The sequence below is a fragment of the Plantactinospora sp. CA-294935 genome, from assembly GCF_050936445.1.
In the GTDB taxonomy this organism is placed as follows: domain Bacteria; phylum Actinomycetota; class Actinomycetes; order Mycobacteriales; family Micromonosporaceae; genus Plantactinospora.
Genome location: NZ_JBNJMU010000001.1, coordinates 9332303 through 9354126 on the forward strand (window position 1 = coordinate 9332303; position 21824 = coordinate 9354126).

At 70.7% G+C, this 21824-nt stretch carries 13 protein-coding genes and 1 pseudogene; 9 read left to right on the forward strand and 5 right to left on the reverse strand.

Annotation, left to right across the window (positions count from 1 at the left end; all coding sequences use genetic code 11):
- The first annotated feature begins 222 nt into the window (after window positions 1–222).
- Window positions 223–3261, forward strand: a complete 3039-nt coding sequence (locus ACQEVC_RS40500) for a BTAD domain-containing putative transcriptional regulator (RefSeq protein WP_432888992.1) — start codon at window positions 223–225, stop codon at window positions 3259–3261.
- 15 nt (window positions 3262–3276) lie between these two features.
- Here the strand turns inward: ACQEVC_RS40500 and ACQEVC_RS40505 are convergent, their stop codons facing one another.
- Window positions 3277–3891 carry a mycothiol-dependent nitroreductase Rv2466c family protein gene (locus tag ACQEVC_RS40505; protein WP_432888994.1) on the reverse strand — a complete coding sequence of 205 codons (615 nt, stop codon included), beginning with the start codon at window positions 3889–3891 and terminating at the stop codon, window positions 3277–3279.
- Between the two features lie 606 nt (window positions 3892–4497).
- Here ACQEVC_RS40505 and ACQEVC_RS40510 point away from each other — a divergent pair.
- Window positions 4498–5493: a helix-turn-helix domain-containing protein gene (locus ACQEVC_RS40510; RefSeq protein WP_432888996.1), complete on the forward strand. Its 996-nt coding sequence runs from the start codon at window positions 4498–4500 to the stop codon at window positions 5491–5493.
- Window positions 5490–5822, forward strand: coding sequence for a PCC domain-containing protein (locus ACQEVC_RS40515; RefSeq protein WP_318402174.1), 333 nt, complete (start codon window positions 5490–5492; stop codon window positions 5820–5822). The genes ACQEVC_RS40510 and ACQEVC_RS40515 overlap by 4 nt, the downstream gene beginning before the upstream one ends.
- Before the next feature lie 93 nt (window positions 5823–5915).
- On the opposite strand, the gene ACQEVC_RS40520 is transcribed toward ACQEVC_RS40515, so the two are convergent.
- On the reverse strand, window positions 5916–6941 hold the full coding sequence (locus tag ACQEVC_RS40520) for an aldo/keto reductase (protein ID WP_318402172.1): 1026 nt from the start codon (window positions 6939–6941) through the stop codon (window positions 5916–5918).
- Window positions 6942–7193: 252 nt separating this feature from the next.
- Between ACQEVC_RS40520 and ACQEVC_RS40525 the strand changes: the two are divergent.
- From ACQEVC_RS40525 to ACQEVC_RS40545, 5 genes and pseudogenes are all read left to right on the forward strand, one after another.
- Window positions 7194–7496: pseudogene (locus tag ACQEVC_RS40525) on the forward strand (FGGY-family carbohydrate kinase); the annotation flags it as partial.
- Between the two features lie 56 nt (window positions 7497–7552).
- Window positions 7553–9298 carry a P-loop NTPase fold protein gene (locus tag ACQEVC_RS40530; RefSeq protein ID WP_432888999.1) on the forward strand — a complete coding sequence of 582 codons (1746 nt, stop codon included), beginning with the start codon at window positions 7553–7555 and terminating at the stop codon, window positions 9296–9298.
- 64 nt (window positions 9299–9362) lie between these two features.
- Complete coding sequence (locus ACQEVC_RS40535) at window positions 9363–9746, forward strand: YcxB family protein (RefSeq protein ID WP_432889001.1); 384 nt, start codon at window positions 9363–9365, stop codon at window positions 9744–9746.
- Between the two features lie 481 nt (window positions 9747–10227).
- Window positions 10228–13845: a discoidin domain-containing protein gene (locus ACQEVC_RS40540; protein WP_432889003.1), complete on the forward strand. Its 3618-nt coding sequence runs from the start codon at window positions 10228–10230 to the stop codon at window positions 13843–13845.
- A gap of 209 nt (window positions 13846–14054) precedes the next feature.
- Entirely contained in the window at window positions 14055–15884 is a 1830-nt protein-coding gene (locus ACQEVC_RS40545) for an HEXXH motif domain-containing protein (protein ID WP_432889005.1), read from the forward strand.
- On the opposite strand, the gene ACQEVC_RS40550 is transcribed toward ACQEVC_RS40545, so the two are convergent.
- Window positions 15873–17126 carry an effector-associated domain 2-containing protein gene (locus ACQEVC_RS40550; RefSeq protein ID WP_432892000.1) on the reverse strand — a complete coding sequence of 418 codons (1254 nt, stop codon included), beginning with the start codon at window positions 17124–17126 and terminating at the stop codon, window positions 15873–15875. The genes ACQEVC_RS40545 and ACQEVC_RS40550 overlap by 12 nt on opposite strands.
- Before the next feature lie 276 nt (window positions 17127–17402).
- On the opposite strand from ACQEVC_RS40550, the gene ACQEVC_RS40555 reads away from it, so the two are divergent.
- A complete protein-coding gene (locus ACQEVC_RS40555) occupies window positions 17403–17585 on the forward strand; it encodes a hypothetical protein (RefSeq protein ID WP_432889007.1) in 183 nt (60 codons plus the stop codon).
- Between the two features lie 21 nt (window positions 17586–17606).
- Here ACQEVC_RS40555 and fxsT read toward each other — a convergent pair whose 3' ends face one another.
- A complete protein-coding gene (gene fxsT / locus ACQEVC_RS40560) occupies window positions 17607–21053 on the reverse strand; it encodes an FxSxx-COOH system tetratricopeptide repeat protein (RefSeq protein ID WP_432889009.1) in 3447 nt (1148 codons plus the stop codon).
- A gap of 320 nt (window positions 21054–21373) precedes the next feature.
- Window positions 21374–21763: an LppU/SCO3897 family protein gene (locus ACQEVC_RS40565; RefSeq protein WP_432889011.1), complete on the reverse strand. Its 390-nt coding sequence runs from the start codon at window positions 21761–21763 to the stop codon at window positions 21374–21376.
- Window positions 21764–21824: the final 61 nt, after the last annotated feature.

The window sequence follows — 21824 nt, forward strand, 5'->3', positions numbered from 1 at the left end:
GTCACGCCTCCACGGTGGCAGAGGACGCTCACCGAACCCTGGCGTCCGGCCAGCCGTACCCGGCCGCCGGCGGCGCTGGTCGGCGACGTGTGGCGGGGTCGTCCACCGGCCGACTACGGGTTGGGTACGGGGCGGCAGGTACCGGCGGAGTCGATGTACGGTTGCCCAGGATTTCCTACGGGAGCGACCAGCCACGAGGACGCGGTCGGGCGGTGACGACCAGTGAGTGAGGCGGGACTCTCCAGTTCCCTTCGTGAGTTCCGGGAACGCGCCGGTCTGACCCAACAGGACCTGGCCGACCGGGCTGGGCTGAGCGTCGGTGGGGTACGCGACCTGGAGCAGGGACGCGTCGCCGCGCCGCGTCCCGCCACCCTGCGCCGACTCGCCAGCGCCCTCGGCCTGTCCGCCGGGGAGACATCGAGGCTCATCCAGCTCTGTCGACACGCCCACCCGCCAGCGTACGGCCTGCGGTTGCAGGTGTTGGGCCCGCTCGCCGTCCTCGTCAACGGGGTCGGCGTGGATCCGGGCTCGGTTAAGCAGCGCACCCTGCTGGCCGCGCTGGCACTGCGCCCGAACGCGCCGGTCCACCTGGACACGCTCGTCGAGGTGATGTGGGGCCGGCAACCGCCGGACAGCGCCGCCGCTCTGGTGCAGAACCACGTATCCCGGCTGCGCCAGCGGCTGCGGGCGCCGCAGCCGGCCGCCCACCCGGACCGCCTGCTGGTCGCCACCGGGGGCGGCTACCAGCTCACCGTCAGTGATGAGCAGCTTGACCTGCTCGAGTTCCGCCGGCTCGTCCGGCGGGCACGCGGCGCCCACCGGGACGGGGACCTGGCGTCCGCGTACGAGTGGTACCGGCAGGCGACCGGCCTGTGGCGCGGTGCCCCGCTCGCCGACCTTGCCAGCCTGCGGATCCTGCCCGAGGCGGCGGCGCTGGACCGGGAACGGCAGTGGGTCGTCCTGGAGTACGCCCAACTCGCCACCGGGCTCGGCCACCACGACCAGGTGCTGCCCCTGCTGCGGCAGGCCGCCGACACCGATCCGCTGGACGAGGCCGCGCACGCGCAGTTGATCCTCGCGCTGGCCGGCACCGGTCAGCAGGCCGAGGCGTTGCGGGTGTTCGAGGCGCTGCGCCGACGGCTCGCGGACGAACTGGGCGCGGACCCCGGACCCGCGTTGGCCGCAGCACACCGGCGGGTGCTGCGCCAGGAGGTGACCAGGCCGGCGGGGACCGGCACGGCGGTGAGCGCACATCGCCAGCTACCGCCGGACATCGCCGGCTTCACGGGCCGGGAGGCCGAGCTGAGCATCCTGTCGTCGGCCCTGCCGCCGGCCGGGCAGACCGGCACCAACGTGGTGATCTCCACGATCGAGGGAATGGCCGGGGTCGGCAAGACCCGGCTCGCGGTCCACCACGCCCACCAACTGGTCAGGTCCGGACGGTACGTCGACATCCAGCTCTATGTGGACCTGCACGGTCACGCCGACGAACCGCCCGCCGATCCGGCCACCGTACTCGCCTCCTTTCTCTACCTGCTGGGGGTGCCCGGCGCCCAGATCCCCGACGGTCTGGATGCCCGGGCGGCGCTGTACCGAGACCGGCTGCACAACCGGCACGCCCTGGTCCTGTTGGACAACGCCGCCAGCGACGAGCAGGTTCTGCCGCTGCTGCCGGCCAGTACGACGAGCCTCGTCCTGGTGACCAGCCGTCGGGTGCTCGCCCTCGACGGCGCCCACACCCTGAACCTGGACGTGTTCACCGCGCGGGACGCGCACGCGTTGCTCGGCCGGGTCGCCGGAGAGCACCGGGTCGCCGCCGATCCGGCCGGCGCTCGCCGGGTCGCCGACCTGTGCGGGCGGCTTCCGCTCGCGGTCGTGCTGGCCGCCCACCGGCTGCGGTCCCGGCCAGCCTGGACGTTCAGCGACCTCGCCGCCCGGCTCGACGCGGAAGGTGACCGCCTCGGCGAGTTGGCGGTCGGGAACAGGCAGATCCGCGCCGTCTTCGACCTCTCCTTCCAGGCCCTCGATCCGGCCGGGCAGCGGCTGTTCCGGCTGCTCGGGCTGCACCCCGGTGACGACTTCACCGTCGATTCGGCCGCGGCGCTGGTGGGCGTGCCGCCGCCGGTGGCCCGGCAGACCCTGGAGCGGCTGGGCGACGAGCATCTCGTCACTCCGATCACCGCCGACCGCTACCGACTGCACGACCTGCTCCGCGAGTACGCCGGCACGCGGGCCACCCTGGATGACGGTGACGACGGTGCGGACCGTACCGACGCCGTCGTCGGCCGAATCCTCACCTGGTATCTGTACGCCGCCGAAGCGGCCGTCCGCCGGCTGTTCCCGTACAACATGGAGGTCGTGCTGGACGAGCCGGCCCGACCATCCCACCTGCCCGGGTTCGGCACCGACGAACAGGCGTTCGGGTGGATCACGGCCGAGCAGAGCACCCTGGTCGCGGCCGTGAACAGCGCCTTCGGCCACGGCAGGTACGACATCGCCTGGCGCCTGCCCGCGGTGCTCCGGTTGTACTTCGACCGCCGCAGCAACTGGCACGACTGGCTCGGCACCAGCCGGATCGCGCTCGACGCGGCACGCCGGGCGGATGACCGGGCCGGCGAGGCGCTGATCCTCAGCGGTCTCGGTCTCGGCTACGGACAGCTCGGCCAGACCGAGAAGTCCGTCGACTGCCTCACCCGGTCACTGGAGATCCGTCGTGCCATCGGCGACCGACGCGGAGAGGGCCGGACACTCAACAACCTGGGGATCGCGTACGGCCGGCAGGGCAGGTTCCACGAGGCCATCGACCACCTGACCGCGGCTCTGGAGATCCGCCGGGACACCGCCTCGCAGTACGACCAGAGCATGGCGTTGGGAAACCTCGGCCGGGCGTACTCGGGGGCCGGGCAGCACCGGGAGGCGATCCGCTGCCTGTCGCAGGCGCTTGAGGTCCGGCGGCGGCTGGCCGACCCGGCAGGCGTTGCCTCGGCGCTGTTCAACCTCGGCGAGGCACTGCTGCACGCCGGGCAGCACCGGCAGGCCCTGATCCGCCTGTACGAGGCGCGCGACCTCTTCCACCAGAAACACTGTCGCGGATTCGAGGCCGAGACCCTGGAGGTACTCGGGGACGGCCTGCTCCGCTCCGGCGAGCCGGTCCAGGCCCGGGACTGCTGGCAGCAGGCGCTGGACATCTTCGACACCCTGGGTCACCCACGGGCCGAAGGGCTGCGTGCCCGGCTGGCACAGCACCCCGCCCACCGGTAGTCGGCCCGGCGAAATCTAGCCGAGTTGGGGCTCGGCGTGCGGCAGGCCCTTCAACTCGTGGAACCCGGGCACGCCGGCCACCAGCAGCGTCCCGTCCCAGAGCCGGCCGGCCTGCTCGCCGGTGGGGATCCGGGAGATCACCGGGCCGAAGAAGGCGACCCGGCGGCCGTCGGTGCCGGTCGCCGCGATGATCGGGGTGCCGACGTGCTCGCCGACCAGCGCGATCGCCTCGGCGTGCGAGGCCCGCACGATCTCGTCGTACCGGGTCGACGTGCCGGCCTCGACCAGTTCGCGCGGCAGGCCGGCGGCGGCCAGCGCGGTGTGCAGGTCGCCGAGCCAGTCCCCGTCGCCCCGGGCAGTGGTCCACATCGCCGTGTAGAGCCGGGCCAGCGCCTCCGGGCCGTGCTCCTGGCGCACCGCCGCGCAGATCCGCACCGGCACCCAGAGGTAGCCGTCGGGGTCGCCTTCCGGGTCGTCGTCCCGCCCCTCGTTGAGCACCGACAGGCTCATCAGGTGCCAGCGCGGCTCGACCGGCCGGACCTTCGCCACCTCCAGCAGCCAGCGCGAGGTCGTCCAGGTGTACGGGCAGGAGGGATCGAACCAGAAATCCGCGACCGTCGTTTCCGGCATCCCCACTCCTTCGACGTCTCATGCGAGCCTAGGCGGAGACGCTCCGGCACGCGGACCCGGCAGGGCCGGTCGGTCGCCCGGGCAGGTGCGGGCCCACGTGGGTACCCGGGCGGGGGCCGCACCCGTCGGCGGGTCAGCGCCCGTCGAGGCGGGTCGAACCCGGAAGAGTTATTCCCATGAACGGCGCCAACTGGCGTTGCCGGGAACGCAGAGACCCCCGGGGAGATGGCCGGGGCTCTCGCGTGCGGTCGCCGCTGTAACGGTTTCCGACACCCCCGATACGGCTGGACGCCTGCCCGGGGGATTGGGTGATGAGGCAAGTCGGTTACGGGCTTCGGTGGCGGGGAACCCAGTAGAGGATCTGGCCTGCGATCAGCGCGGGGTGCGTGTCGGGCAGTGCTTGCAGTGCGCGGGCGAGGTGCAGGCCGAGGAACATCATCAGCCCCACGCGGTTGCCCTTGTAGCCGATCAGGAGGGCCAGGCGTGCCGGCGCGCACGGCCAAGGATCGGAACACGTCAGGCAGGCGTACGTCCGTCCAGGGATGTGCTGACCGGTCGGGTACCGCCTCTGAGCAAGCCGCCGCATGTGTCGGTACCAGCGCTCTTGTGGCCCGATCATGGCTCGCCGAGGTCGCGCGCCTCGGTGGGCTGTCCGCAAGCCATTTGTCCCGGATCGAGGCAGGCGAACGGCCCGTTACGCCGGCCACCGTCGAGCTGTATCAGCGGGCGGTACGGCTGGCGCTCAGCGAGGCGTCGTCGCCTACCGTTGACGAGGTGAGACGTAAAGACCTTTTCGCGCTGGCAGGCGCGACCGTCGCCGGCGCGGTCGCAGGCGCTTCGTCGGTCGTTGACCTGGACGAATGCGCTCAGTGGATCGCGTGGGAGATCTGGCGCGGGGACGGGCACGAGCTACACCAAAGCCTGATACCAGCCGCCCTGCGGCCCGCTACGGCCCAGCTCGTCCAGAGGCGCCAACTCGTCCGCACGCCGGCCGGCGCCGTCCGCTTCGCTCACCCGGGCCTGCTCGACTTCCATCTAGCCTGCCGGGTGTTCGGCGAGATCACGGCCGGTGCGAGCGGCCGGCTTGAGACCACCCAGACCAGCCACGCGACCGATCTAGTGATCCGCGAGTTTGTTCAGCAGGATGCTGCCAGCGAAGCAACCCTCAGTCGGTGGATGCGGGGCGGCGCAACGGACGTCCTGCGGGTGAATGCGGCCGGCATCCTGGCGAAGGTCGAGGTACCCGAGACAGCCGACCGGGTGATCGCAGCGCTTCGGGCGGACGAGGCAATGCGGGCGCTGTACCTGACGGCGGTCGCGAGCCGGGTCCTCGGCCTGCCGTGGGTGCTCGCCACGCAGTTCGCCCAGGGCTCGGCCGTTGCCGGGCCGGATGCGGCATTGAAGCTCGCCGAAGAGCTGCGCAACCCTCGCGACGCGGCGGCCCGGTGGTGTAGCCGGGCCAGCGCGGCCGGCCGCGAGCCAGTGAGGGCGGCTGTCGCCGATGCCCTGCGGACCGAGAGCGCATCCGAGAACCTACGCACCATGGCCGCACTCCTGGCCGGCGCTGACCCGATCACCACGACAGCAGAGAGGCCCCGATGATCCTCGTTTCCGTCCAGCCTGGACAGGAAGTCATGGCAACGCTGACGGCCGAGCTTCAGGCACGTGGCGTAGCGAACGGCGCCGTCGTGTCGCTGATCGGAGCCGTCGAGGGCTGCGCAATCTCAACGATGGCGGCCGACGACTACTCGAAGGACATCGTCACGGAGTACAGCGAGCCGATGGAGTTGACCGGGACTGGCGAGGTAAAGGACGGTGCGGTTCACGTCCACGTCGTGCTGGGCCGCCAGGGCGACGAAGCCAAGGCCGGACACCTGCACTGGGGCAGGGTTGAGCACTTCTTCGTCAATGCCTATGTCGTCCCACTGTGACCGGGAGCCACCAATTCGGGGGAAGGACCAGGTCTCTCGCAGACTGTCGAGCTGCCTCGCCTGGGTACCCGGGACACCGCACCCGTCGGCGGGTCAGCGTGCGTCGAGCCGGGTGGCGTTCGGTCCGACCAGCCACTCGGTCTCCTCGCAGCTCGCGATGAAGTCGGCCGGGAAGCCGGCGGTGAACTCGACCGCCGCAGAGAGCCGCCGCACCGCCTCGGCCGGCAGCGTCACGTCCACCGCGCCGAGGTTCTCCTTGAGCTGCGCCACGGTGCCGGCTCCGAAGATCGGGTGTACGGCCCGGGAGCCGGCCCTGGCCCAGGCGATGGCAACCTGCGCGGCGGTCACGCCCAGCTCGTCGGCGACCTCCTGCACCGCCAGTACGGCTGCCTGCTCCCGGGCGTCGAGTGCGCCGAACCCCTCCCCCGCCCGGGATGTGGCACTGTCGCCGGGGCGGGTGTGCCGGCCGGAGAGCAGTCCGTGTGCCAGCGGCGACCAGCTCGCCACGGTCATCCCGAACGCCTCCGCCATCGGCAGCAGCTCCCGTTCGATGTCCCGTTCCAGCAGGTTGTACGGCACCTGGAGACCCACGAACGGCGCCCAGCCGCGCCACTCGGCAAGCGTGTTCGCCCGGCTGACCACCCAGGCCGGGGCGTCGGAGATACCGACGTAGAGGATCTTGCCGGCCTGGACCGCGTCGTCCAGCGCCCGCATCATCTCCTCGATCGGGGTGTGCCGGTCCCAGACGTGCGCCCAGTACAGGTCGATGTGGTCGGTACGCAGCCGCTTAAGGCTGGTCTCCAGGGAGAGCCGGAGGTTCTTCCGGTGGTTGCCGTACCCGTTCGGATCGGTGCGGTCCCGCGACGCGGTGTACTTGGTTGCCAGCACCACCCGGTCCCGCCGGCCGGTCAGCAACTCGCCGAGGATGCGCTCGCTCTCCCCGTCGCCGTAGTTGACCGCCGTGTCGACGACGTTGCCCCCCGCGTCGAGGTACGCGTCGAGGATGTCCCGGGCGGCCGGCAGCGGCGCGACCCCGCCGGTCGGCGAGGCGAGCCCCATCGCGCCGAGGAACAGTTCGGAGACGCGCAGGCCGCTTCGGCCCAGTAGTCGGTACCGCACGGGAGACTCCTTCGGTGGCAAAGGATTGATGCCACCACTGTGCCGGCGCCGGCCGCCGGCTGGGAGCCTCCGCGAAGGGTATCCCTGGCAGGGTCAGCATGACGGCCGGCTAGCTGCCACCACCGGCGACCCCGCCCCGGACGACTGCGTCAGGCCTCGGCGGAGCCGGACAACGCCGCCCGTACGGCCGCGGTGTGCCTGCCGCATGACTGGCTGACCTGGCGACTGGCCGGCGCACCGGGGCTGGCTTCGCTGGACGCGATGACCGAACAGGGCACGACGGTCAACCGGGTCGTCCTGGTCGGCGGCGGCGCCCGCCCGGAGGCGGTACGCCGGATCGCGCCCACGGTCTTCGGCCTCCCCGTGCTCGTCCCACCGCTGCGGGAGTACGTCGCCGACGGCGCCGCCCGCCAGGCCGCCTGGGTGTTGTCGGGCGGGCAGCGACCGCCGTCGTGGACGGTCGGGCAGGTGCAGACGTACGAGGCGGACGCCGTGCCGGCGATCCGCGAACGGTACGCCGTGGCCCGCGCGAACGCCCTCGACCGCGCTGACTGACAGCGTCAGCTCCCGGGAGATCCGGGCGGACGCGGAACGGTCCTACACTGCTCGGCATGGTTGCCGTCGACGAGGGCGAATTCGTCCTGCTGAACGACCTCCCGGTCGAGGACGAACTCGCCGACCTCCTCGGCACCTCGATGGTCGCCGGTGAACTCGCGAACCTCATCTACGGCTCCCGCGCCAGTACCCCGTTCGTGCTCGCCGTCGACGGCCGCTGGGGTACCGGCAAGAGCACCCTGATGAAACAGCTCTCCGACAACCTCGCCCGGCGCCCGGACGTGGAAACGGTGTGGTTCAACGCCTGGACCGCCAGCGGGGTGAGCGCGCTGACCGGGATGCTCAAGCTGGTGCTCGGCAAGCTGGACCGCAACGTGGTGCGGCGGGCGTTCCGGCAGCTCCGCGACAACGAGGTGCTCGGCGGCTCGCTCCGGATCGGCGCCGGCGTCGCCGCGTCGTTCTTCCGGCTCGACCGGGCGCTCGACCAGCTCTGGGCCCAGATGTCGGTCGACGCCAGGGCCCGGGAGCAGGCCCGCGACCTGCTGGCGCAGTCGCTCGGCGCCTGGGTCGACGAGCAGACCGGCCAGCCCCGGCACACCATCGTGGTCTTCGTCGACGACCTGGACCGCTGCGGCGAGGCGACCGCGATCGAGATCTGCGAGGCCATCAAGCTCTACCTCGACCTGCCCGGCATCGCCTTCGTGCTCGGCTGCGACCTCTCCGTGCTGTCCCGCATCTCGCTGCCGGGCGCGGAGACCGGCAGCCACGTCCGGGAATACCTGGAGAAAATCGTCCAGGTCAGCTACCAGATCCCGGTGGCGCCGGAGGCGACCGTGGCGACCATGATCCAGGGGTACGCGGCCAGGTCGGGGACCGGGCACCTGCTGACCGAACCGCTGGTCGCACTGATCGGGCGGCAGTGCGCCGGCAATCCGCGCCGGGTGAAGCGCCTGCTGAACAGCTTCGTCGCCGAATACCAGCTCGACCCGCGCTGGCGGGAGTTCGGCGCCGACGGCCTGATGAAGTCCGTCCTCCTGCAACACCTGTATCCCGACCTCTACCGGGAGATCCTGCGTACCACCGGCGACACTGTCGGCGATCTGCTCGCGTACCGGTCGGCCCGGTACTGGCTGCTGAACCACGGCCGGCAGCCGTCGGACGAGGACGTCAAGACCGGGCGGCACCACCTGGCGTCGTACGGCGTCCTGCAACCCTCGGAGGACGATCCGATGGAGGTGTGGGAACGGGCTCTGGGACAGCTCGAGGGCCGGGTACCGGAGGCGTGGCGGCTGCTGGCCGGCAACGAGGACTGCCGGATGCTGATCCGCGACCTCGGTCCGGAGGAGGAGCGGCTGCGGCTGCAACACCGGCTGCGCCGACGTCCACTGAGCACCACTCCCACCCCGATCGACACCTCCGTCGCCGACGGATCGAGGTACGAGGGACTTCGACTGCTCTGGATCGACGACTCCCCGGCCGACAACGAGCTGATGATCAACAGCCTGGCGGCCCGGGGCGCCCAGGTACGGACCAGTACCGGCACCCGGCAGGCGATGGACCTACTGCCGCTGTTCCAGCCGAACGCGCTGATCTCGGACCTCGGCCGGGCCGACGACGAGTACACCGGGTTCGACGGGCTCCGGGCGCTGCGTCAGGCGGGTTACGCCGGCCCGGCCCTCTTCTTCACCTCGTTCGTCGACGACGGCCGCCGCGAGGGGGCGGAGGCGATCGGTGCCGAGATAACCGCGTCGTCCGTACGTGTCAACGAATGGGCCGAGGCTCAGGCGGCAACCCTGTCGTAATCCGCACTGCTGCCACGCGGCCGTCCTGGTCAAGGCCGCGTTGGCCGGGGAGTTCTCGACGATCGTGGCACTGGCGGTCCTCGCCCTGCTGGTCGTACTGATGCCGATCATGACCGGACTCGACTTCCTGTTGCGCCGGTTCCTCCGCGATCCCCGGCTGATCTACCGGCTGAACGTGCGGCTGCTCATCCGGGCGAACCCGGCGCTGACCCAACCGATGACCGCCACCGTGGACGAGGGCGGCGTACGGGTGCAGAACGTCAGCGGTGAGATGCAGAGCGGCTGGTCGATGCACCCGCTGCACGTCGAGACGGACCGCTCCTTCGTCCTGCTCGCGTCACGGGGCCGGGGCGCGGCCGTACTGGTGCTGCCGAAGCGCGGGTTGGCCGGGGCCGACCCGGCACCGCTGCGGGCGCTCCTCGCCGCGCACAGCAGACGGCTCGGTTGACCCGGCTCGCCGGCCGGTGAACCCCGGCCGGGTGCGGCCGACGACCGACCGCACCCCCAGCGACCGCACCCCGCAGCAACCGCACCCCAGCAACCGCGCGGCCTGCGCCGGCACGTGTGCCCGCACATAAGAATCGATCCGGATAAATCGCCCTACTCTGCCACATCGATCCGGACGGATCCGCCCGAGGTGTTGACGCATCCGTAGCACGTCTGCAACATTACGACGACACCACGCAAGTTTCGGGTCGGTAGTTGCTCAATAGCTTTCTACTCCCCGGAATTTCTGGACAGGCGTTCTCTGTGTTCCTTCCCCGGCTGCCTCGGGGATCGACCCTCGGCGGGGTCGCGGCGGCGGTGGACAGGCGGACGGACGGCGCCACCGCTCGCCTTCGGCGGCGGGCGGCAGCCGGGCCAGCCGCCGACCAGGCCCGGTCGCTCGCAGCACCTCCGGTCGGTTCCGACGAGCGCCAAGGAAGACGATGAGACAGCTACCACCAAGACCCCGCCTGATCGCGGCGACGCTCACCACCGGACTACTCGTGGCCGCCGGATCGCTCTTCCCGAACCCGGCCTCCGCCCGTCCCGACACCGGCCCGCAGCGGGCCGAGGTCGCGGTCGCCGCCACCATCAGCGCCAGCAGTTCGCACCCCGAATACCCGGCGGGCAACGCGGGCGACGGCAACCAGGGAACCTACTGGGAGAGCGCCAACAACGCCTTCCCACAGTGGATCCAGGCGGACCTGGGCGCGGCCACCGACGTGAACCGGCTGGTGCTCAAACTGCCGCCCGGCTGGGGCACCCGCACCCAGACCCTCGCCGTGCAGAACAGCAACAACGGCAGCACGTTCAGCACCCTCGTCGCCGCCACCGGCTACACCTTCAACCCGGCCAGCGGCAACACCGTCACCGTCAACCTGCCGACCACCAACACCCGCTACCTGCGGCTGCACATCACCGCCAACAACGGCTGGCCGGCCGGTCAGCTCTCCGAGCTGGAGGTGCACGGCCCGACCGGCGGCCCGGACGGGCAGGCCCCGACCGCGCCGACCAACCTGGCCTACACCCAGCCGGCCAGCGGGCAGATCCGGCTGACCTGGAACGCCGCCAGCGACAACGTCGGCGTCGTCGGGTACGACGTCTACGCCAACGGCGCGCTGCGGGCCAACCTCGGCAACGTGCTGACGTACACCGACAACCAGCCGACCAGCGCGACGGTCTCGTACTACGTACGGGCCCGGGACGCCGCCGGGAACGTGTCGCCGAACAGCAGCACGGTGACCCGCAACGGCACCGGCAACCCGCCGGCCGGGACGAACCTGGCGGTCGGCAAGCCGATCACCGCCTCGTCGACCGTGCACACCTTCGTCGCCGCCAATGCCAACGACGACAACGTGGCGACGTACTGGGAGGGGGCCGGCGGGGCGTACCCGAGCGTGCTCACCGTGCAGCTCGGCGCGAACGCCACGGTCAGTTCGGTGGTGGTCCGGCTGAACCCGGATCCGGCCTGGGGCCCGCGCAGCCAGACCATCGCGGTACTCGGCCGCGAGCAGAGCGGCTCGTCGTTCGGCAGCCTGTCGGCGGCAACGGTCTACAACTTCAGCCCGGGCAGCGGCAACAGCGTGACCATCCCGGTCAGCGGCAACGTCGCCGACGTCCGGCTGTCGATCACCTCGAACAGCGGGGCACCGGCCGGCCAGGTCGCCGAGTTCCAGGTATTCGGGGTACCGGCGCCGAACCCGGACCTGACGGTCACCGCCGCCACCTGGAGCCCGGCCGCGCCGGTCGAGACCACCGCGATCACCGTCTCGGCCACGGTCCGCAACGCCGGCACCGCCGCCTCCGGTGCCAGCAACGTCAACTTCTACCTGGGTACGACCCTGGTCGGCACCGCCGCCGTCGGCGGGCTCGCCGCCGGGGCCAGCAGTACCGTCACCGCGAACGCGGGACCGCGCAACGCCGGCACCTACCAGTTGACCGCCAAGGTCGACGAGTCCAACTCGGTCGTCGAGCAGAGCGAGACCAACAACAGCTTCACCAACCCGTCCTCGCTGACCGTCGCCCCGGTGGCCAGCTCGGACCTGGTGGCGATTCCGAGCTGGTCGCCGAGCACCCCGGCGAACGGCCAGACGGTCACCTTCGCGGTGGCGATCCGCAACCAGGGCACCAGCGCCTCGGCCGGCGGGGCGCACGGCATCACGGTGACCGTGCTGAACGCCAGCGGCACGGCGGTACGCACGCTGACCGGCTCGTACAGCGGGACCATCGCCGCCGGGGCCAGCACCGCGCCGGTGAACCTCGGCACCTGGACCGCGACCAACGGCCGGTACACGGTCCGGACCGTACTCGCCGCCGACGCCAACGAACTGCCGGTGAAGCAGGGCAACAACACCAGCGACACCCCGTTCTTCGTCGGGCGCGGCGCCAACATGCCGTACGAGATGTACGAGGCCGAGGACGGCACGCTCGGCGGCGGCGCGGCGATCGTCGGGCCGAACCGGACCGTCGGCGACCTCGCCGGCGAGGCGTCCGGCCGGCGCGCGGTGACCCTGAACAGCACCGGCGCCTACGTCGAGTGGACCACCCGGGCCCCGACCAACACCCTGGTCACCCGCTTCTCCATGCCGGACGCCCCGGGCGGCGGCGGCGCCAACTCGACACTGAACATCTACGTCGACGGCACGTTCCACAAGGCCATCGAGCTGACCAGCCGGTACGCCTGGCTCTACGGGGCCGAGGCGAGCCCGAACAACTCGCCCGGCTCGGGCGGTCCCCGGCACATCTACGACGAGGCGAACGTGCTGCTCAACTCGTCGATCCCGGCCGGCAGCCGGATCAGGTTGCAGAAGGACCCGGCCAACAGCACCACGTACGCGATCGACTTCGTCAACACCGAGCAGGTCGCGCCGAGGGCGAACCCGGACCCGGCCCGCTACACCACGCCGGCCGGCACCAGCCATCAGGACGTGCAGAACGCGCTGGACCGGGTCCGGATGGACACCACCGGCAACCTGATCGGCGTCTACCTGCCCGCCGGCACCTACAGCACCTCGAACAAGTTCCAGGTGTACGGCAAGGCGGTCAAGGTGGTCGGCGCCGGCATGTGGTACACCCGGTTCCAGACACCACCCGGCCAGGAGAACACCGACGCCGGGTTCCGGGTCGAGGGTACGGCGAACGGCTCGTCCTTCGAGCACCTCGCCTTCTTCGGCAACTACACGTCCCGTATCGACGGTCCCGGCAAGGTCTGGGGCGAGTTGCAGAACGTCTCCAACCTGACCTTCGACAACGTCTGGGTCGAGCACACCGTCTGCATGTTCTGGGGCGTGCACGTCAGCAACGTCACCATCAAGAACTCGCGGATCCGCAACACCTTCGCCGACGCGGTCAACATGACCAACGGCAGCACGAACAACCTGGTCAGCAACGTCGAGGGGCGCGGCAACGGCGACGACGCGTTCGCGCTCTTCTCGGCGACCGACGCCGGTGGCGGGGCGAACACCGGCAACGTCTTCGAGAACCTGACGGCGACGTTGACCTGGCGGGCGGCCGGGGTCGCCGTGTACGGCGGGCAGGACAACACCTTCCGCAACATGTACATCGCCGACCAGCTCGTCTACTCCGGGATCACCATCAGCTCACTCGACTTCGGCTATCCGTTCGTCGGGTTCGGGCCGGGAATCACCCGGGTGGAGAACGCGTCGATAGTCCGGTCCGGCGGCCACTTCTGGGGCGCGCAGACGTTCCCCGGAATATGGGTGTTCTCCGCATCGAAGGAGATGCGCGGAATCCGGGTCAGTGACGTCGACATCGTGGACCCGACCTATCACGGCATCATGTTCCAGACGAACTACGTGGGCGGTCAGCCACAGTTCCCCGTCACCGACACCGTATTCACCAATATTTCCATCAGCGGCGCGCAACGCAGCGGCGACGCGTACGACGCCAAGTCCGGGTTCGGCATCTGGGCGAACGAGATGCCCGAGGCCGGTCAGGGCCCGGCACGCGGTACGGCGGTCTTCAACAACCTCCGGCTGAGCAACAACTACCAGGACATCCGGAACACCACGTCCACCTTCACCATCACCGTCAACCCCTAGTCCGGGGAAAGTGCGGGGTGTCACCGGAAGCGCCCGCTTCCGGTGACACCCCGCACGCCGTTGTGGCGCTGCGCCCGGGATCACGCCGGAGCACCATCTGATCGTCCTTTCTCGATGTGTTGCCGCGCCCGGGAGCGGCGGTAGAGTTTCCGGCACTGGCCACGGACGGGACAGCGCTGTCTACGCAAGACGGAGCGAGGAGTGTGTCAGTGGTGGACCGTGTCGATCCGCAGCCGAACCTCCCGCACCATCGCCTGCCCCGGGAACACCTCGACGCCCTCTGCACCGGCGACGGCGGGCCCGACCTGGTCCGGGCGCTCTGGCACACCCAGCGCAGCCGACGACTCCTGCTGCTGCACGCGGTGGTCGAGGCGGCCCGGGCCGAACCACGGCTGCTCGGCCCGCTGCCTCCGGCCGACGCCGCCCGGGAGGTGCTGATCCGGGCCGAGCGGGCGGCACCGGCCGAGTTCACGGAGTTGCTGCTGCATCCCCAGATCGGCAACTGGGCCGCGTACGCGCTGCGGCGCCATCGCGGCGGTGCACAGGCGCGGGCCCCGATCTGGATCGACTTCGGCGCTCTGCACGCGGTGGCGCTGGTGGCCGCCGCCCGGGCCGGCCTGTCCTGGCGTACCCGGCTGCCGGCGCGCTCCGGCCGGGTCATGTTGCCCTCGCTCGGGATGGCGGTACTCGCCGACCCGACCGGATGGCAGCAGGTGGCGGCGGAATGCGCTGACGGCGTACTCCGGATCGGTGCCCCCGGCGACGGGCCCACGGTCCGGCTCTGCTCGCCCGAGGAGGAGGTACCGGGCTGGTGGAGCCTGCGGCGGCTGACGGTCGGCCCCGATCCCCGGCTACGCGTCCTGCTCGACGACGTCGACCCGTACCGCGAACTCGCCGACCCGGTCGAGCCGGACCGGCTCGACGCGGCGGCCGTGGCGCGCTGGACCGAGCTGCTGGCCGGGGCCTGGCGGCTGCTCCACGACCAGCGGCCGGACGGCGCCGAGGCGATCGCGGCGGCCGTGGTCTCCCTGGTGCCGTTGCCCAGCACCGACGATTCGGAGACGCGCAGCGCGTCGACCGGCGAGGCGTTCGGCAGCGTGATGGTCTCGACGCCGCCGGACGAGGTGACCCTGGCGGTCGCGCTGGTGCACGAGTTCCAACACATCAAGCTCGGCGGCCTGATGCACCTGGTGCCGCTCACCGCCGGCCCGGACGAGCAGGTGAGGTACGCGCCCTGGCGCGACGACCCACGCCCGGTGAGCGGCCTGGTGCAGGGGATCTACGCCTTCGTCGGCATCGCCGGGTTCTGGCGTGACTACCGGCTGCGCCGTACCGGGCCGCAACGGCGCAGCGCGGACCTGGAGTACGCGTACGCGCGGGCGCAGGTCCGCGAGGCGCTCCGGGACGTCCGGCAGCCGGGCTCCGGCCTGACCCGCTGGGGCGAGCGGCTCGTCGCCGGGCTGACCGAGCGGGTCGAGCCCTGGCTGGCGGACCCGCTGCCCACCGGGGTGGTACGCGCCGCCGAGCTGATCGCCGCCGGTCACCGTGCCGGATGGCGGATCCGTCACCTGCACCCGCCGCCGGCGGACGTCCGCCGGCTCACCCGGGCCTGGGCCCGCGACCAGCGGGTGGAGCTCGACTCGTACCGGCCCGGTCTCATGGCGCACCCGCAGCGGCGCTGGTCGCCCGGGATGCTGCTGCTCGTCCGCCGGCACATCGCCGGACACCCGCTCCCGCCCGGGCAGCGGATGCGCTCGCTCGACCTCACCGAGGCGGACGTCGCGCTGGTCCGGGACGATCTCGACGCCGCCCGGGCCGGCTACCGCGCGCGCCTCGGGGCGAACCCCCACGACCTGAACGCCTGGGTCGGGCTCGGCCTCAGCACGTGCGACCCCGACCCGCACTCCGGTTCCGCGCTGCTGCACCGCCCGGAACTCGTCCGCGCGGTGTACGTGCGCGCCGTCGAGGAGGGCTACCGCCCCGACCCGGTCCGGCTCACCGCCTGGCTGGACGAGGCGACCGCGGCGCTAACCGCCTGACCAGTGCCGCTCGACGATCCCGTTGATCCGCCGATAGTCCGGATCGTCCACACCGAAGGTCAGCCGGAGCGCGTCGAGCAGGGCCTCCCGCCCGCCGGGATAGTGCTCGCAGGTCCGCACCAGCCCGACGACGTGCAACCTGCCGACCACGCTGTCCGGAACCGCCGTCCGGATGTGCTCGGGCAGCATGTTGAGGACCGCCCGCCGCTGGTAGTCGTCCCGCATGGCGGGGACACCCATCAGCGCGTCGACGATCGCCTGGAGACCGTTCGGCTGTGGGGCGTTCGGCTGGAGACCGTTCGGCTGTGGGGCGTTCGGCTGTGGGGCGTTCGGCTGGAGGGCGTTCGGCTGGAGGGCGTTCGGCTGGAGGGCGTTCGGCGCCGGTCCGGCCGGTCGGCGGTCCTCCGGCACGAACGGCGCGGTCTCGGCCAGCAGCGCGCGGACGTACGCCGCCGCGACCAGTGCCGCGTACGGATGCCAGACGTCGCTCTTCGTCCGGTTGTCGCAGTAGTCCGCGACGCCACGGACCATGAACCACTGCCGCTCGTGCAGGTCGGCGGCGACCGCCACCCCGGAGCCCTCCATCTCGACGGCCCGGATCTGGTGGCGGCCCGCCAACGCGTCCCGGCGGGCCGCGTCGCGCAGCAACCGGTCCGCACTGCCCACCGCGGCGCGGTGCACCCGGGGCGAGCCGACCGGCCACTCCGGTCGGGTGTCCGGCCGGCCCTCGACAGGTCCCTGCGAAGCCAGCGGATCCGTCTCCTCGGCCGGCCGGCGGAACCACGCCGCCCTGGCCTGCGCCGTGCCGAGCAGCGCGCCCCAGGGCAGCTCGCCGGCGAGCTCCTTCATCTCCAGTTCCCGGTCCGCCCGGAGCAGCGCCTTCGACGGCTGTTGCACCGACCGGCGGAGCGTGTCGGTGCCGTCCACCGTCCAGACGTGGTCGTAGTCGACGACACCCTTCGTCGCCACCACGATGTCGCCGAGCCGCACGTGCCGGTCGGGCTGGTGCGGCGCGGGTACGCCGCCGGCTATCCCGCACATCACGAACGTCCCCAGCCCGGGAAAGCTGCGCGCCATGTCCGCGCAGATCGCGGCGGCGTTACGGGTACCGTCCTCGGTCTGCACCGCGATGACGACCCGGTGCGGGCGGGCCGGATCCCGGCTCGGCAGTGTCCCGCCGCGGTAGTGATTGGGGTCGCCGGGAACTCGAAGGTCCTCCAGCTCGTCGACCATCATCCGCATCGCCACGCATTCCACTGGTAATGCGGTGACGATGCCGACTTTGACGTCGGAGGATGCACCAAAGGATCTCGACATTGGATGCCTCCAGACATTCAGCATCCCATCGGCCGCCTGGAAAAAACAGAGATGAATCAGGACCGAGTTGCCCGAGGCGTGTGGGAAACTGGTGAAACCGCAGGGCCAACGGACCGGACACTCCCCCGCCACCGATGTCGGCCGGGTCAGTGCATGCTCGCGGGTGATGAGACGGCGTCCCCCAGAGGAAGGAACCGGCGAGTGGAAAACTCCTTCTCCCGAGACGTCGAGACGGACCTGGTCGACCTCAGCAACGACTCCCTCGCCACGCTGGCCGGATACGACCAGGACCTGCTGACGCGGCCACTCCGACGGGTTATGGCCCAGGTCGAACGGCCACGCAGCAACATCGGCCAGACCGGGCCGCCGGGGCGGGTGGACTGAACCGGGCATCATCTCCGGTTGTCACAACGGCATCGGATCCACGTCGCAGTCCGCCCGGACACTCTGGATGGCGTTCAGGGTCGCCGGGTGTCGTTCGCCCAGCACCTTCCGAAGCCGCGCCATGGTGTCGGCCAGGATCTTGTCAGCCTCGTTGACCCGTCCCAAGGCCCGCAGATCGAGGGCGAGGTTCACGCTGACGGCCAGGGTCGACGGGTGCTCCACCCCGAGCACCCGCTCCGAGCGGGCCAGGGTGTCGGTGTCCCGCTCGTACGCCGGCTGCGTCCTGGCGAGCGCGTACAGGTCGCTGGCGAGGTTCGTGGCACAGGCCAGCGTGACGGGATGATCGCTGCCCAGCGTGGCGTCGAGTAGTTCCAGCGCCTCACTGTTGTGTCGGTACGCGGCCTCGGTGCTGTTCAGGAGCCGAAGCACGATCGCCAGGTTCGTCCGCGCGGACAGCGTGTACGAGTGACGCGGGCCGAACATCCGACCGTAGCGCTGCAGTGTCGCTTCGCCGAGTTCGATCGCCCCGGTCAGATCACCCGCGTGCCGGAGATCGATCGCCACGTTCAGCGCGGTCGCGATCGTGTCGGGAAAGTCGTCGCCGTACCGGCGGCGGTACTTCTCCAGAGTCTCGTCCGCGAGGCTCCGCGCGCCGGAGTGATCTCCGGCCTTACGCCGGGCGACCGCAAGGGTACGGGCGGCGCGCAGCGTGGCCGGAGCGTCCGGACCGAACGCGGCCAGATGCCGGGCGTAGAGGTCCTCCTGCTGTCGGTGGGCCTCGACGTAGCCGCCCAACTCGCGGATGTCGATGAGAAGGCCGTTGAGGGTGTTGAGAGTTGCCTCGTCGTCGGGCCCCAGGATGACCGCCCTACGGTCTGCGGTTTCCCGGTCGAGTTCGGCGGCGCGTTTGAACTCGCCGGTGAGCCGCAGGCTCACCCCGAGGCCGTGCGCGCAGATCAGCGTCGCGGGATCGTCCTCGCCGAACTCGCGGCGGGCGGCACCGAGCGCACGCTCGTCGAGGTCGCGGGCGGCGACAAAATCCCCACTCGTCCGCAGGTCCATCGAGACCATGTACATCGCGTCGATAGTGCCCTCGTCGTTGTCGCCGAACGTCGTACGGTACAGCTCCAGGGTGCGCCGGTTCAGTTCCCGAGCCTCCGGGTACTTGCCGTTGACCCACCGCGTCCAGCCGAGCCATTTGGTCAGCCGGAGCGTCTCCGGATCCGTCTCGCCCCGGTTCCGCACCCACAGCGCGTACGTCTCCTCGGCCAGTTCCTCGCTGCCGGTGTGGTCGCCCCAGTGGTAGAGGAACCGCACCAGCCCGAAGACGAGTTCCTGGACCCGTGGATCGGTGGACTCGACGGCCCGGGACACCGTGATGTGCGGGCGGAGCGCCTGGTAGTTCTCCCACTGGTCGCGCCGGCTCGGATTGTTGGGGTTCCCGTTCGCCAGCAGCGTGTGCGCGCCGCGCCGCATCAGCAGTCGCTCGTCGTCGTCCATCTCGCCGACCAGCACGGCCTGGATCAGCCGGTGGATCTGCAAGGTGTTCCGCCGGTGGTCGATCCGGGCAAGTGCGTACCGCTGGATGTCGCGGATCGCGCGGCTGAGCCGGAACTTGTCGCTCAGGGTCGCATCCAGTTCGGGGGTGATCGGCGCCGTGGGCGAGCCGGCGAACAGATCCCGCGAGATCGGCTCCGGTGCGAAGAACGAACAGATCTGCAGCAGTTGGAAGGCGGATTCGTTGACCTCCTTCAGCCGTTCGAGTGAGAGCTTCCACGCCGCCGCCACCGATCGCTTGTAATCCGGGGACGGGGAAGCGTCGAGCAACTCGATGCGCTTGTCCTCCAACAACGCGAGGTATTCGTCCACCGGCATTCCGGTGGCCGCCCGCCAGGCCGCGGCCTGCTCGATGGCGAGCGGCAGGTCACCCAACGCCTCGGCGAGCCGGTCGGTGTCGGCATCCGACAACTCCGGGTTGCGCTTCTGGAGGAAGGTCCGGCTCTCCTCACGGGTGAAGACGTCGACCTCGATCGACTGGCTGACCCGCGCCCAGTCCAGGTCGCGGGATGTGACCAGGATCTTCCCGGCGCCGCCGGTGGGAAAATACCGCTGCACCTCGTCCGGCGTCTCGGCGTTGTCGAACACGAGCAGCCAGCTCTCGTACGGCACCTGCCCGGTGCTCAACGCCTCCCGTACGGCGGGAACCGCGCTGTTCGCCTCGGGGCTGACGTCCAGATCCAGTCGCTGGGCGAGTTTGGTGAGGGACGCGAGGATCTGACCGTCCTGTTCGGAGGGGACCCACCAGATCAGGTCGTAGTCGCCGCTGTGCTGGTGGACGTACTCGATGGCGACCTGCGACTTGCCGACGCCACCCATTCCGTGCAGTGCCTGCGGAAGCACCGCGGTCTCCCTTGAGGTCTGTAGCTCGTTGTGCAGATGCTCGAGCAGCGCCTTGCGGCCCGTGAAGTTCGGATTTCGCTGTGGAACGTCGCCCCAGACCTGTGGCAGTTTGGCGGTGGACCGCTGGGTGGGGGCGACGGGAGGCATCGGTTCTCCTCGCAATAGGCCCGCGTCGCTCCTGGGTAGCACCGGCGGGTCGGCGACGTCGGTCGGTCCAATCCGTACAAGCCCATCCGAGTCGTCTGGACCGCTCACGGGAATTGTACCAATTTGTCCCGGGTCGGCCGGGCTCTCGTTGTCGTTGTCGTTGTCGTTGTCGCCAGCCTCGACCGGTGGACCCTCCGCCTGGCGCGGGATCGACGGGCCGTCCCCGGCACCGGCCGCCCCCGCCTCCGCATCGCCCACAGGATCTCCGGCGGGGCGCCGGAGGGCCCGGAACTCCTCCAGCACCTCGAGGCGTTCGGCCTGGCCCTCGGCCCAGTGCGCCAACTCGACCGCGATCGGACCGTCAAGCTGGGCCGCGACATCGTTGAGCAGGACCAGGGCCGCCGGCAGCCGGTGTTGGCCGTGCGGTTGAGTGGCGAGATGGTCGAACGCCAGTGTCAGGTTCCTGACCGTGCTCGGCAGTTGCGGAACGCCGGCGCTCACCGCGGCGCGCCACCAGCCCGGGTCGGAGCGTCCGTCCTCCGCGCGACGGAGCAACTCGTGCACCCGCTTGACCTCGCTGTCCGGGAGCAGGTTGAGCAACGCCGCCGACTCGATCAGTTGGGTCGCGCGTTTGGTGCCGGGCGCGTCCGGGGCCATCGTCGACAACGCGGCCACCAGCGCCCGCAGGCCGCCCGGGTTACCGAGACACGCCAACACGATGTCCACGACGTGCAAACGGGCTTCCGAGCGCTCCTGAACATCCGGGAAGTTGACGACATCCCGCCGGACGAGGTTTATGAGTAGGCGCCTATCTGGAAGCGCATTCATAAATTGCACGTCGATCAGCGCAGAAATGAGCGCGTCCCGCAGCTCGGCAGCGGGGTCTTTCTTGATCGAACCCTGCGCCACGCTCTCCCCCATCACCTGCTCGATACGCCGGGACCGGTTAGCCCATGATGCACCGCCCGAAGAGCCGAGGGCAATTGACCGAGTGTTCGCATGCACAACCTGCGCCTATGGAGCCTATGGGCCGAGGCTCCGAAGGTCCAGACATCGACGTCGCGATCTCATATGCCGGAGCGATCACACGCTTTGCCCACGCCGACTGTTCACATACCGCCAGGCCAAACCGCGAGCCAGCAGTCGGGCGCCTGACCTTCGCCCGGGCCGCTCGCCCGGCGGTCCGGACGAGCGAGCCGGGGGCCGCCGCTCGCTCGATCCGGAGCCGCCGGGCGGCGGGGTCACTTGCCGACCGGTCCCAGGCAGAGGATGAAGCCCTTGCGGAACCGCCGTCCGTCCTCGAAGAACGACGCCTCGGTCTCCGGGTGGGCCGCACACGCGGCATCGTTGTGGTCGGCCTCGGTCCTGCCCTCCAACCGGGCGAGCACCGTCCACTGGGCACCGCTGTCGGCACAGTCGACCGTACGCAGCTCGGAGACCGTCCGGCCGGCCATGCAGTCGCCCGCCTCGGCCTGGTTCGGCTCGTCCAGCCCGAGATAGATCGCGAACGGCGCCACCAGGACCGCGATGCCGAAGAGGACGACCCGGAACTTGCTGATCGGCCGGAGGCCACGGAACCAGGTGGCTATCGACCGTTTCGAGCGCTGTTCCGGCCCCGTGAAGTTGGACATGGTCCCGTTGTTCCTTTACTCATGATCGATTGGACCCGCAGAGAATAGCCAGCCCGACGGA